21 protein-coding genes are annotated in these 12,278 nt (G+C 40.3%); 19 read left to right on the top strand and 2 right to left on the bottom strand.

All coding sequences use genetic code 11. The features are described from left to right. Positions 1-180: 180 nt before the first annotated feature. The 17 genes from rplN to rplQ all read left to right on the top strand — a co-directional run bounded on the left by rplN (position 181) and on the right by rplQ (position 8,699). On the top strand, positions 181-552 hold the full coding sequence (gene rplN, locus AC30SH_RS08355; RefSeq protein WP_005548786.1) for a 50S ribosomal protein L14: 372 nt from the start codon (positions 181-183) through the stop codon (positions 550-552). A 10-nt stretch (positions 553-562) separates the two neighbouring features. After that, positions 563-874, top strand: a complete 312-nt coding sequence (rplX, locus tag AC30SH_RS08350; RefSeq protein WP_005548785.1) for a 50S ribosomal protein L24 — start codon at positions 563-565, stop codon at positions 872-874. Positions 875-891: 17 nt separating this feature from the next. Then, positions 892-1,431: a 50S ribosomal protein L5 gene (gene rplE, locus AC30SH_RS08345; protein WP_005715751.1), complete on the top strand. Its 540-nt coding sequence runs from the start codon at positions 892-894 to the stop codon at positions 1,429-1,431. A 12-nt stretch (positions 1,432-1,443) separates the two neighbouring features. Further along, positions 1,444-1,749 (top strand): 30S ribosomal protein S14, encoded by a 306-nt coding sequence (gene rpsN, locus AC30SH_RS08340; RefSeq protein WP_005715753.1) that lies wholly within the window; start codon positions 1,444-1,446, stop codon positions 1,747-1,749. 36 nt (positions 1,750-1,785) lie between these two features. Further along, positions 1,786-2,178, top strand: a complete 393-nt coding sequence (rpsH, locus tag AC30SH_RS08335; protein WP_005715755.1) for a 30S ribosomal protein S8 — start codon at positions 1,786-1,788, stop codon at positions 2,176-2,178. A 15-nt stretch (positions 2,179-2,193) separates the two neighbouring features. Next, positions 2,194-2,727, top strand: coding sequence for a 50S ribosomal protein L6 (gene rplF / locus AC30SH_RS08330; protein WP_005715756.1), 534 nt, complete (start codon positions 2,194-2,196; stop codon positions 2,725-2,727). A gap of 13 nt (positions 2,728-2,740) precedes the next feature. Further along, positions 2,741-3,094 carry a 50S ribosomal protein L18 gene (gene rplR, locus AC30SH_RS08325; RefSeq protein ID WP_048750160.1) on the top strand — a complete coding sequence of 118 codons (354 nt, stop codon included), beginning with the start codon at positions 2,741-2,743 and terminating at the stop codon, positions 3,092-3,094. 15 nt (positions 3,095-3,109) lie between these two features. Continuing rightward, a complete protein-coding gene (rpsE, locus tag AC30SH_RS08320) occupies positions 3,110-3,610 on the top strand; it encodes a 30S ribosomal protein S5 (protein WP_005715763.1) in 501 nt (166 codons plus the stop codon). A 6-nt stretch (positions 3,611-3,616) separates the two neighbouring features. Continuing rightward, on the top strand, positions 3,617-3,796 hold the full coding sequence (gene rpmD / locus AC30SH_RS08315) for a 50S ribosomal protein L30 (protein WP_005715766.1): 180 nt from the start codon (positions 3,617-3,619) through the stop codon (positions 3,794-3,796). 3 nt (positions 3,797-3,799) lie between these two features. Continuing rightward, the gene (gene rplO, locus AC30SH_RS08310; RefSeq protein WP_005715768.1) at positions 3,800-4,234 is read left to right on the top strand and encodes a 50S ribosomal protein L15; all 435 of its coding nucleotides are present in this window, start codon (positions 3,800-3,802) and stop codon (positions 4,232-4,234) included. A 3-nt stretch (positions 4,235-4,237) separates the two neighbouring features. Then, positions 4,238-5,563 (top strand): preprotein translocase subunit SecY, encoded by a 1,326-nt coding sequence (gene secY / locus AC30SH_RS08305; RefSeq protein ID WP_005715771.1) that lies wholly within the window; start codon positions 4,238-4,240, stop codon positions 5,561-5,563. 24 nt (positions 5,564-5,587) lie between these two features. Continuing rightward, a complete protein-coding gene (rpmJ, locus tag AC30SH_RS08300; RefSeq protein WP_005548767.1) occupies positions 5,588-5,701 on the top strand; it encodes a 50S ribosomal protein L36 in 114 nt (37 codons plus the stop codon). 137 nt (positions 5,702-5,838) lie between these two features. Further along, on the top strand, positions 5,839-6,195 hold the full coding sequence (rpsM, locus tag AC30SH_RS08295; RefSeq protein ID WP_005548758.1) for a 30S ribosomal protein S13: 357 nt from the start codon (positions 5,839-5,841) through the stop codon (positions 6,193-6,195). A 15-nt stretch (positions 6,196-6,210) separates the two neighbouring features. Beyond that, positions 6,211-6,600 carry a 30S ribosomal protein S11 gene (gene rpsK, locus AC30SH_RS08290; RefSeq protein WP_005701868.1) on the top strand — a complete coding sequence of 130 codons (390 nt, stop codon included), beginning with the start codon at positions 6,211-6,213 and terminating at the stop codon, positions 6,598-6,600. Between the two features lie 29 nt (positions 6,601-6,629). Next, on the top strand, positions 6,630-7,250 hold the full coding sequence (gene rpsD, locus AC30SH_RS08285; RefSeq protein WP_048750159.1) for a 30S ribosomal protein S4: 621 nt from the start codon (positions 6,630-6,632) through the stop codon (positions 7,248-7,250). A gap of 28 nt (positions 7,251-7,278) precedes the next feature. Continuing rightward, positions 7,279-8,268 (top strand): DNA-directed RNA polymerase subunit alpha, encoded by a 990-nt coding sequence (locus tag AC30SH_RS08280; RefSeq protein WP_212510247.1) that lies wholly within the window; start codon positions 7,279-7,281, stop codon positions 8,266-8,268. A 41-nt stretch (positions 8,269-8,309) separates the two neighbouring features. Further along, a complete protein-coding gene (gene rplQ, locus AC30SH_RS08275) occupies positions 8,310-8,699 on the top strand; it encodes a 50S ribosomal protein L17 (protein ID WP_048750157.1) in 390 nt (129 codons plus the stop codon). 95 nt (positions 8,700-8,794) lie between these two features. On the opposite strand, the gene AC30SH_RS08270 is transcribed toward rplQ, so the two are convergent. After that, positions 8,795-9,556, bottom strand: a complete 762-nt coding sequence (locus AC30SH_RS08270) for a glycosyltransferase family 2 protein (RefSeq protein ID WP_314885941.1) — start codon at positions 9,554-9,556, stop codon at positions 8,795-8,797. Between the two features lie 97 nt (positions 9,557-9,653). Between AC30SH_RS08270 and waaA the strand changes: the two genes are divergently transcribed. Further along, positions 9,654-10,937, top strand: a complete 1,284-nt coding sequence (gene waaA, locus AC30SH_RS08265) for a lipid IV(A) 3-deoxy-D-manno-octulosonic acid transferase (protein WP_212510249.1) — start codon at positions 9,654-9,656, stop codon at positions 10,935-10,937. Next, positions 10,938-11,423, top strand: coding sequence for a pantetheine-phosphate adenylyltransferase (gene coaD, locus AC30SH_RS08260; RefSeq protein WP_314885939.1), 486 nt, complete (start codon positions 10,938-10,940; stop codon positions 11,421-11,423). Positions 11,424-11,482: 59 nt separating this feature from the next. On the opposite strand, the gene AC30SH_RS08255 is transcribed toward coaD, so the two are convergent. Beyond that, positions 11,483-12,208, bottom strand: a complete 726-nt coding sequence (locus AC30SH_RS08255; protein ID WP_212510251.1) for a 3-deoxy-D-manno-octulosonic acid kinase — start codon at positions 12,206-12,208, stop codon at positions 11,483-11,485. Between the last annotated feature and the right edge of the window lie 70 nt (positions 12,209-12,278).

Here is a 12,278-nt window from a genome sequence, read left to right as displayed (position 1 = left end):
ATGAGATTTTACTAACTGGAATTTTTTCCTATAAGTAAATTTTTAGAAATAAAATCCCGTTGCTTTTTGTATCTAATTTTGCTAAACTCCGCCACCTCTCCGTCATATACATTTATTTAATGTGTATTTTCGGAAGGTTCGTCCCGCAAGGGTGGTTTTTTAATTTAACGGAGCACTAATATGATCCAAGAACAGACTATGCTGGATGTTGCTGATAACTCAGGGGCTCGTAGCGTAATGTGTATCAAGGTTCTAGGTGGATCGCACCGTCGTTATGCTGCTATTGGCGACATCATCAAAATTACCGTAAAAGAAGCAATTCCACGTGGTAAAGTGAAAAAAGGTGATGTGTTAAAAGCAGTTGTTGTGCGCACCAAGAAGGGTGTTCGTCGCCCAGATGGGTCAGTTATTCGTTTCGATGGTAATGCCTGTGTAATTTTAAATAATAACACCGAGCAACCAATCGGTACTCGTATTTTTGGACCGGTGACTCGTGAACTTCGTTCTGAGAAATTCATGAAGATCATTTCTTTAGCTCCAGAAGTACTGTAAGGAGAATGTAATGGCTGCAAAAATCCGTCAAAATGATGAAGTAATTGTGCTTACCGGCAAAAGCAAAGGTAAGCGCGGTAAGGTAACAAAAGTGTTATCTAACGGTAAAGTGATTGTTGAAGGCGTAAATATCATCACTAAACATGAAAAACCGGTACCTGCTTTAGGTAAAGAAGGTGGTTTAGTGAAGAAAGAAGCTGCAATTGATGTATCAAACGTTGCAATTTTCAACCCAACAACAAATAAAGCTGACCGCGTAGGTTTTAGATTCGAAGATGGCAAAAAAGTACGTTTCTTCAAATCTAACAATGAAATTATTTAACAAACTGGAGTAATGCGATGGCGAAACTGCATGATTACTACAGAGATCAAGTAGTAAATGAATTGAAAACTAAATTCAACTACTCATCTGTCATGCAAGTCCCACGAATCGAAAAGATAACCCTAAATATGGGTGTGGGTGAAGCATTGACCGATAAAAAATTGCTAGATAATGCAGTAGCAGATTTAGCAGCGATTAGCGGTCAAAAACCTTTGGTTACTAAAGCTCGCAAGTCTGTTGCAGGCTTTAAAATCCGTCAGGGATATCCAATCGGTTGTAAAGTAACACTACGTGGTGAACGTATGTGGGAGTTCTTAGAACGTTTAATTACAATTGCTGTTCCACGTATTCGTGACTTCCGCGGTTTAAGCGCGAAATCATTTGATGGTCGTGGAAATTACAGTATGGGTGTGCGTGAGCAAATCATCTTCCCTGAAATCGACTATGATAAAGTAGATCGTGTACGTGGTTTAGATATTACTATTACCACAACAGCTAAGAATGATGAAGAAGGTCGAGCACTATTGGCTGCCTTTAATTTCCCATTCCGTAAGTAAGGCAGGTTGCAAATGGCTAAACAATCAATGAAAGCACGCGATGTAAAGCGCGTCAAATTGGCTGAAAAATTTTATGCGCAACGCGTAGAATTGAAAAAAATTATTTCTGACGTTAATGCCTCTGACGAAGATCGTTGGAATGCCGTGATGAAGTTACAAACTTTACCACGTGATTCTAGCCCTAGTCGTCAACGTAACCGTTGTCGTCAAACTGGACGTCCTCACGGCGTTCTTCGTAAGTTTGGTTTAAGCCGTATTAAGGTTCGTGAAGCTGCTATGCGCGGTGAAATCCCAGGCCTTAAGAAAGCTAGCTGGTAGTATGCCACTTTAATTTGGAATCGGAGTAAAAGCACAATGAGTATGCAAGATCCTATCGCAGATATGTTGACCCGTATTCGTAACGGTCAAGCTGCGAATAAAGTTGCGATCAGTATGCCTTCATCCAAGCTAAAAGTTGCAATTGCCAATGTATTAGCTAGCGAAGGTTATATCGAAAGCGTTAAAGTAGTTGAAGGTGTAAAACCTGAATTGGAAATTACATTAAAATATTTCCAAAATAAACCGGTTGTAGAGAGTATTCAGCGTGTAAGTCGCCCAGGTCTTCGTATTTACAAACGTAAAGACGAATTACCGAAAGTAATGGGTGGTTTAGGTATTGCTGTAGTATCTACATCTAAAGGTGTAATGACTGACCGTGCAGCTCGTCAAGCGGGTTTAGGCGGTGAGATCATTTGTTATGTAGCTTAATGGAGAGGTAGGAAAATGTCTCGTGTTGCAAAAGCACCTGTTAGTATTCCTGCCGGTGTTGAGGTAAAACTTAACGGACAGTTACTAACAATTAAAGGTAAAAATGGTGAGTTGTCTCGCTCTATTCATCATTCAGTAGAAGTTAAGCATGAAAATAATGAATTAACATTTTCACCTCGCGAAGGTATTGAAGGTGGTAATGCTCAGTCAGGTACTGCTAGAGCATTAGTTAATTCCATGGTTATCGGTGTGACTGAAGGATTTACAAGAAAACTACAATTAGTAGGTGTAGGTTATAGAGCTCAAATTAAGGGAAATGCTGTTGCTTTAAGTCTTGGATTTTCTCACCCTGTTGAGCATGTTTTACCTGCAGGAATTACTGCTGAGTGTCCTTCTCAAACTGAAATTGTTTTGAAAGGCTCAGATAAACAGTTGATTGGTCAAGTTGCTGCAGATATTCGTGCTTATCGTCGCCCTGAACCGTATAAAGGTAAAGGGGTACGTTACGCTGATGAAGTGGTACGTATTAAAGAAGCTAAGAAGAAATAATTAAGGTAACACTATGGATAAGAAATCAGCTCGTATCCGTCGTGCGGCTCGTGCGCGTCATATGATGAGAGAACAGGGAGTAACTCGTTTAGTTATTCATCGTACTCCACGTCATATCTACGCTCAGGTTATCGCACCAAACGGTTCGGAAGTGCTTGCTGCTGCTTCTACTGTTGAGAAAGTAATTAGTGAGCAAGTGAAATATACCGGAAATAAAGAAGCAGCCGCTGTTGTCGGTAAAGTTGTTGCGGAAAGAGCATTAGCAAAAGGCGTTAAAGACGTGGCTTTTGATCGTTCTGGTTTTAAATATCATGGCCGTGTCCAATCTTTGGCGGATGCTGCTCGTGAAGCTGGTCTACAGTTCTAATTGAGGTAATTTGAGATGTCAAACATCGAAAAACAAGCTGGTGAACTGCAAGAGAAGCTAATTGCGGTAAACCGCGTATCTAAAACTGTGAAAGGTGGTCGTATCATGAGTTTCACTGCGTTGACCGTAGTGGGCGATGGTAATGGCCGTGTCGGTTTTGGATATGGCAAAGCGCGTGAAGTTCCTGCAGCTATTCAAAAGGCAATGGAGAAGGCGCGTCGTAATATGATCAATGTAACTTTAACTGAAGGAACATTGCAGCACCCTGTTAAGGGTGTCCATACAGGTTCTAGAGTATTTATGCAACCTGCTAGTGAGGGTACCGGTATCATTGCCGGTGGTGCAATGCGTGCTGTGTTAGAAGTTGCTGGCGTACGTAACGTATTGTCAAAGGCTTATGGTTCAACTAACCCAATCAATGTTGTTCGTGCAACTATTGATGCTTTAGCAAATATGAAATCACCAGAAATGGTTGCTGCTAAACGTGGTAAATCAGTTGATGAAATTTTGGGGTAATTAATAATGGCTAAAACTATTAAAGTAACGCAAGTTCGTAGTTCTATTGCTCGTTTACCGAAGCATAAAGCTACGCTACGTGGTCTTGGTCTTCGCCATATGCATCATACTGTTGAGTTAATTGATACTCCGGCAGTACGTGGAATGATTAACCAGATTTCATATATGGTTAAAGTGGAGGAGTAATAGATGCGTTTAAATACTCTATCTCCGGCTGAAGGTGCTAAGCATAGTGCTAAACGTCTTGGTCGTGGTATCGGTTCTGGTTTAGGTAAAACCGGTGGACGTGGTCATAAAGGTCAAAAATCTCGTACCGGTGGCGGTGTTCGTCGCGGGTTTGAAGGTGGTCAAATGCCTTTATATCGTCGTTTACCTAAATTTGGTTTTACTTCAATGAAGTCTGCAGTAACAGCAGAAGTTCGTTTAGATGACTTAAACAAAATTGAAAATGGCATTGTAACTTTAGAGACACTAAAAGCAGCTAATATTTTAACTAAGGATATTCAGTTTGCTAAGGTAATTTTAGCTGGTGAAGTTAAAGTTAAGTTAGTTGTTCGTGGATTACGTGTTACTAAAGGCGCTAAAGCAGCTATTGAGGCTGTTGGCGGTTCAATTGAGGAATAATTAATGGCTAAGCAACCAGGCTATCAAACGAGAAGTGTTCAAGACGGTAAAAGTGAACTGAGAAGCAGATTATTATTTGTTCTTGGAGCGCTTATTGTTTTCCGTATTGGTTCGTTCATTCCGGTTCCTGGTATAGATGCAGCTGTGTTAGCTCAATTAATTGAACAGCAAAAAGGCACCATCATTGATATGTTTAATATGTTCTCTGGTGGTGCATTGAGCCGAGCTTCTATTTTTGCTTTGGGCATTATGCCTTATATCTCGGCATCAATTATTATTCAGTTGTTAGCATCGGTTCATCCAGCACTTGCTGAGTTAAGAAAGGAAGGTGAATCTGGTCGTCGTAAAATTAGTAAGTATACCCGTTATTCTACGGTTGTTCTTGCTACCTTGCAGGCGGTTGGTATTTCAACGGGTTTACCTAACATGCTACCAGGCCTAGTTCCGAATCTTGGGTTTGGGTTCTATTTTACTGCCGTGATTAGTTTAGTTACAGGAACTATGTTTTTAATGTGGCTAGGCGAGCAAATTACAGAGCGTGGTATTGGGAATGGCATTTCTTTAATTATTTTTGCTGGTATTGTGGCAGGATTGCCTGCTGCTGTAGGTCAAACAATTGAGCAAGCTCGTCTTGGTCAGATGCATTTTCTTGTTCTTATATTAATTGCTGTAATTGTCTTCGTAGTTACTTATTTTGTTGTTTTCGTAGAACGAGGGCAAAGAAGAATTAAAATTGAGTATGCTAAACGCCAACAAGGTAGACAAATCTTGGGGGGGCATACGACTCATCTTCCATTAAAAGTGAATATGGCAGGTGTTATCCCAGCAATTTTTGCATCAAGTATAATTCTTTTCCCAGCAACATTAACTCAATGGGTTGGGCAAGGGTCAAGCTTAGAATGGCTAACTGATTTATCAATGTTATTGCATCCTGGACAACCTTTATACTTGATTGTTTATGCTACTGCAATTATCTTCTTTAGCTTTTTCTATACTGCAATGCAATATAATCCTAGAGATACAGCAGATAACTTGAAAAAATCAGGTGCATTTATACCTGGAATTAGACCTGGGGAACAAACATCTCGGTATATCGATAAAATTATGACTAGATTAACTCTTATTGGTGGTCTATATGTCACATTTGTTTGTTTAGTTCCTTATATCATGACATCAGCTTGGAATGTGCAGTTTTATTTTGGCGGTACCTCCTTGCTAATTGTTGTGGTGGTCATTATGGATTTCATCGTTCAGATTCAGAGTCATTTGATGTCTACAAAATATGAATCTGCGTTGAAAAAAGCAAACCTCAAAGGTTTTGGACAATAGTCCAATTATTAAAAAGGATAAGCAATGAAAGTTCGTGCTTCCGTTAAGAAATTATGTCGTAACTGTAAGATTGTTAAACGCGAAGGTGTTGTTCGTGTACTTTGTAGCGATCCTAAGCATAAGCAACGTCAAGGTTAGTTGATATTTTTCTTGCAAAGAACAGGTTGGGTATATATACTACCCAACTCATTTATTTCCTTGACGCTCTGTTTGAGTATCCTGAAAACGGGCTTTTCAAGATCAGAGTGTCAACTAATTAACAATAGGAGTGCATAGTGGCCCGTATTGCAGGCATTAACATTCCTGATCATAAACACGCTGTAATCGCTTTAACTGCAATTTACGGTATTGGCAAAACCCGCTCAAAAAGCATTTGTGCTGCTGCAGGTATTGCTGAAGATGTTAAGATCAGCGAATTGTCTGAAGAGCAGATTGACAAACTGCGTGACGAAGTTGGTAAATTTACCGTCGAAGGGGATTTACGTCGTGAAGTAACACTTAACATTAAACGCCTATTAGATTTAGGTTGTTATCGTGGTTTACGTCATCGTCGTAGTTTACCGGTACGTGGTCAACGTACTAAAACTAATGCGCGTACCCGCAAGGGTCCTCGTAAGCCGATCAAAAAATAGTCGGGGTAAATTAAGATGGCAAAAACACCAGTTCGTGCACGTAAACGTGTAAAAAAACAAGTTGTAGATGGCGTTGCACATATTCACGCATCTTTCAATAACACAATCGTTACTATAACTGATCGTCAAGGTAATGCCCTCGCTTGGGCTACCGCAGGTGGTTCAGGTTTCCGTGGTTCTCGTAAATCCACCCCGTTTGCTGCACAGGTTGCTGCTGAACGTTGTGCTGAAGTTGTAAAAGAATTCGGCTTGAAAAACTTGGAAGTTATGGTAAAAGGACCTGGTCCTGGTCGTGAGTCAACTATTCGTGCATTAAATGCGGCAGGTTTCCGTATTACGAATATTACTGATGTGACTCCGATTCCTCATAACGGTTGTCGTCCACCGAAAAAACGTCGTGTTTAATGACGTTATAGGATAGTTGGAGAAAGAAAATGGCAAGATATTTGGGTCCTAAACTCAAGCTAAGCCGCCGTGAAGGTACTGATTTATTTCTTAAATCAGGCGTTCGTGCGATTGATTCAAAATGTAAAATTGATACTGCGCCAGGTCAACATGGTGCACGTAAGCCACGTTTATCTGACTATGGTAGTCAGTTACGTGAGAAACAAAAAGTTCGCCGTATGTACGGTATTTTAGAACGTCAATTCCGTAATTACTACAAAGAAGCAAATCGATTAAAGGGTAATACAGGTGAAAATCTATTAGTATTACTTGAGGGTCGATTAGATAATGTAGTTTATCGTATGGGATTTGCAGCAACTCGCGCTGAAGCTCGCCAGTTAGTGAGCCATAAAGCTATCGTTGTTAATGGTCGTGTGGTAAACATCCCATCTTTCCAAGTTTCAGTTGATGATGTGATCGCTGTTCGTGAAAAATCTAAAAAACAAGCACGTATTAAAGCATCATTAGAATTAGCAGAACAGAAAGAAAAACCAACTTGGTTAGAAGTTGATGCTGCTAAAATGGAAGGTGTATTCAAACGTGTTCCTGAGCGTTCTGATTTATCAGCAGACATTAATGAACATCTGATCGTTGAGCTTTATTCTAAATAATAGAGCTTAGAAGCAAAGAGAGGATAAAATGCAGGGTTCTGTTACAGAATTTTTAAAACCACGTTTAGTTGACATTGAGCAAACTAACTCAACTCAAGCTAAGGTGATCTTAGAGCCTTTAGAGCGTGGTTTCGGTCATACTCTAGGAAATGCATTACGTCGAATTCTTTTATCTTCAATGCCAGGTTGTGCTGTTACTGAAGTAGAGATTGATGGTGTACTGCATGAATATAGTAGTAAAGAAGGTGTACAAGAAGATATTATCGAAGTGCTATTAAACTTAAAAGGTTTAGCTGTAAAGGTACAAAATAAAGATGATGTTCTTTTGACACTTAGTAAGTCTGGAATTGGCCCTGTTGTTGCTGCAGACATTACCCATGATGGTGATGTTGAAATTGTAAATCCTGAACATGTCATTTGCCATTTAACAGATGAGAATGCGTCAATTAATATGCGTATTCGTGTCCAACGTGGTAGAGGATATGTTCCAGCATCTGCTCGTACTCAGAATCAAGACGAGGATCGTCCAATTGGACGTTTATTAGTGGATGCTTGTTATAGCCCAATTGACCGTATTGCTTACAATGTTGAAGCAGCACGTGTTGAACAACGTACCGATTTGGATAAGTTGGTTATTGAGCTAGAAACAAATGGTACTATTGATCCTGAGGATGCGATTCGTCGTGCAGCAACAATTTTAGCAGAACAGCTTGATGCATTCGTTGATTTGCGTGATGTTCGTCAGCCTGAAGTTAAGGAAGAGAAGCCTGAATTCGATCCGATTCTGCTTCGTCCTGTTGATGACTTAGAGTTGACAGTTCGTTCTGCTAACTGTTTGAAAGCAGAAACAATTCACTATATCGGTGATTTAGTACAACGTACAGAAGTTGAGTTGTTAAAAACACCTAATTTGGGTAAAAAATCACTTACCGAAATTAAAGATGTGCTCGCTTCAAGAGGCTTATCACTAGGTATGCGCCTTGAAAATTGGCCACCAGCAAGTATTGCTGAAGACTAGTTTGGTCGTAGGTTAAAGATTTTTCTGAGAAGGATAAGGTTATGCGCCATCGTAAGAGTGGTCGTCAACTAAACCGTAATAGCAGTCATCGTCAAGCGATGTTCCGTAATATGGCAAGTTCTTTAATTGGTCATGAGATCATTAAAACAACTTTGCCTAAAGCAAAAGAATTACGTCGAGTAGTTGAGCCGTTAATTACTTTAGCAAAAGTAGACACTGTGGCAAATCGCCGCTTAGCTTTTGCTCGTACACGCAATATTGAAACTGTTGCAAAATTATTTAATGAATTAGGTCCACGTTTTGCTCAGCGTGCTGGTGGTTACACCCGCATTCTTAAATGTGGTTTCCGTGCAGGCGATAATGCACCAATGGCTTACATTGAGTTAGTTGATCGTCCGGAAGTTTCTACTGAAGAAGCTGTAGCGGAATAAGATTTTAATTTATTAACTAAAAAGGTCGAATGGCAACATTCGACCTTTTTTATTTTTAAAGAGTTATAGGCTTAAAATATCGTAATATATCACTCTTATTTAGTTCTCTTTCTAACCCATAAATCTGCGTATTTTACAAAAGTAGAGTGTGCAGAAAGAATTGCTAATAATAATCCTGCCTTGCCATCCAAGAAACCTAATCGAATAAAATACATTTTTACAAAACAACCGATAGCATGGGTTATGCCTTGCCATAAGGTGGCTTTTTTACCCGCTTTTTCTCGTTGCTCTGCCCATGCTTTGGCATAGCCGGCAGATTTGACTAAGTAATGATGAATATCTTGATAAGTGTAATGAAGCAAATCGCCATTTAATTTTTGAATCTCGGCATTGGCAGGCAATTCAACTTTTTCATGCACTAATTGATCTCCATAGTGGGCGAAATCTGTGCGGTAAAGACGAATGACATAATCGGGATACCAGCCGGAGTAGCGAATTTGGCTACCGAACACTTCGCTTAAACGCGGGATTTTGTATGCTGTATTTGGTGCATCTTGTGCTATTGCATTTTGAATAGATTGGCGTAATTCTGGTGTGACTCGTTCGTCTGCATCTAACCATAGTACATAATCACTGGTGACATGTTGTTGAGCCAATTGGCGTTGTTTACCAAAGCCAGGCCAATCAATATTCTGGTAAAATTTTGCGCCGTATTGCTCGGCGATACGTTGTGTATCGTCTGTACTGCCTGAGTCTAAAATGATGATTTCGTCTACCCAATCTTTCACCGTATCTAAACAAGATGTGAGGTGATGGGCCTCATTTTTGACAATCATTGCAACACTGATAGTAGGCATGTTTTTATCCTTTGTGAATCTGTTGCAAACGCTTATACTAAGCGCTTGTTTATCATTATTAATTTTCGCAATTCTATCATAAGCCGGCGTATTTTCTATGTTACGTTTTTTTTATACCTGTGTAATGTATCTTGCCCAGCCATTTTTGTGGTTGTCACTGCTGGTTGGTAGTATGAAAGCATCTAATTCCCGTAAACGTTTGAGTGAACGTTATGGCTTGTATTGTAAGTTCTCCTCGCCTAAACCTAATGGTGTGCTTATTCATGCCGCTTCTGTGGGAGAGGTCATCGCTGCAGTGCCACTGATTAAGCGTATTCAGCACGATTATTCGGATTTGCCGATTACCGTCACGACTATGACACCTACCGGTTCTGATCGCGTTAAAGCGGTTTTTGGAGAAAGTGTTACTCATGTTTATTTGCCTTATGATTTACCTGATGCCGTTGCACGCTTTATTCGTTTTGTGCAGCCAAGTTTAGTCGTGGTGATTGAAACGGAACTTTGGTTTAATCTGATTCACCAACTGGCGAAAAAACAAATTCCATTTGTTATTGTGAATGCTCGCTTATCAGCACGTTCTACCAAGCGTTATGGTTGGTTTAAAAAGGCATTAAAACCGCTTTTAGAGAATATTACTTTAATTGCTCCGCAAGATGAGGTGAGTTTATCGCGTTACGCTCAATTAGGGATTGCGCCAGAACGCTTAAAATTGACCGGCAACATTAAATACGATTTAAATTTAACAGACGATTTATTGGTTAACATTTCGGCATTAAAAAACCAATGGAATACTGGTCGTCCTATTTGGATTGCGGCGAGTACCCATGAAGGCGAGGATGAAATCATCTTAAAAAGCCACCGCACTTTACTGCAGCGCTTTCCCGATTTATTGCTGATTTTAGTGCCACGCCATCCTGAGCGTTTTAATTCTGTTGCACAGCTTATTGAACAACAAGGTTTTAATTATACACGTCGTAGCGGATATTTGATTCCACAGGCAGAAACGCAAGTAGTACTCGGTGATACGATGGGTGAGCTGATGTTGCTATACGCCATGGCAGATGTTGCCTTAGTTGGCGGGAGTTTAGTAGCACATGGCGGGCATAATCCGTTGGAGCCGTTAGCGTTTAAGTTGCCGGTAATTAGTGGTAAACATACCTTTAATTTTCCTGAAATCTTTACTAAGTTGGAACAACGTCAAGGTGTGTTAATGACGGAAGAAAATCCTCAAGCCGTGGCAGAGGCTGTCGCACAGTTTTTAGAATCACCGACGCTTAGCCAACGTTATGGTAATGCGGGTTATGCCGTATTAAATGAAAATCGCGGTGCGTTGCAACGAGTGATGGATTTGTTAAAACCTTATTTGAATGAGGCAAACTAAATGACAACGGTAATTTATCCCGGTACTTTTGACCCCTTAACTAATGGCCATTTAAATATTATTGAGCGAAGTGCGGTGCTTTTTTCTCACGTTTTGGTAGCCGTAGCCGAAAGCCCAAGTAAGAAACCGTTATTCAGTTTGGCGGAGCGGGTAGAGTTGGTACGTCAATCAACAGCGCATTTGCCAAATGTTGAAGTGATTGGGTTTAATAATTTATTAGCGGACACCATTGCGGAATATCATGTCAAAGCGATTATTCGCGGTGTGCGTAGTACGACAGATTTTGAATATGAAGTTCAGTTAGCCCATCTTAACCGTTTGTTGACGCATGGTGTTGAGAGCCTATTTTTTCCGCCGGTCGAACAATGGTCTTATGTGTCTTCTACGATGATTCGAGAAATTTATCTTCATAACGGCGACATGAGCCAACTTGTTCCGCCGGCCGTGTTAAAGGCGTTGCAGCATAAACGAGAGTTAGGTGTGTAGGCATCTGTAACTTGCTATGTCACTAGTGCATGCATTTTGCCGGCACTAGCATTTTCTCCTTAGCTTGAATATCCCTTGAGTAAATCCCGCCAATTCTGTTCATCAAACTGAATGTGCATTCGTTCCACTTCCTTAGTAAAGGAACGATGTAATCGTTGTAAGTTTGCGTCTTTCCAAAAACTTCCGGATTTTTCACCGCACTTATCGAAGTCGATGAGCCAGAATTGGTTGTCGCTTTCGTTTTGTTGAAACAGAATATTATGGGCATTGAGGTCAGTATGGCAGATTTGCAAATCGTGTAAGCGGCGAATAAGTCTACCGATTTCTTGCCATTGTTTGGGTTCAAGGGCATGATGTTGTAAAAGTGCGGTCAGATCTTGGGCATTTTCTACTTTTTCACTTAATAAATCGGCTTGATAACAAATACCTAAATTACCCTTACGCACCCGAGCCCCAATCGGTTTCGGCACCGGTAAACCAGCTTGATGTAATTGATTGAGTAGGTTGAATTCCGCCATGCTGCGAGTATGGTTCAAATCGTTGAAGCGATAACGATCTTTGTTGATTTTTCCCCACAAGCCACCACGATAATAATGTCGTAATGCCGTGTTTACGCCAAATAAATCTGCGGTTTGGAGAAACCACGTAGTACCACGCCCTTTGGCGGAGCCGATAATGCGATGGTGTTGTTGCCAAAATGTTGGATTAAAAAACAGATCTTGGTTTGCCAGCTGTTGATCAAAATTAAAGAGAAAAAAGTCGTTTTTGAGTTGAAATTCAAGCATTTTAAGTGATGAAAATGAGATAGCAGATAGGCGCATTCTACTTTAAAATAAGCCGATTCCCAAGTTTAAC

The organism is Aggregatibacter sp. HK296, assembly GCF_980469475.1.
Note: the sequence above shows the minus strand (reverse complement) of the source record. Positions and strands in the feature narration are given on the sequence as shown.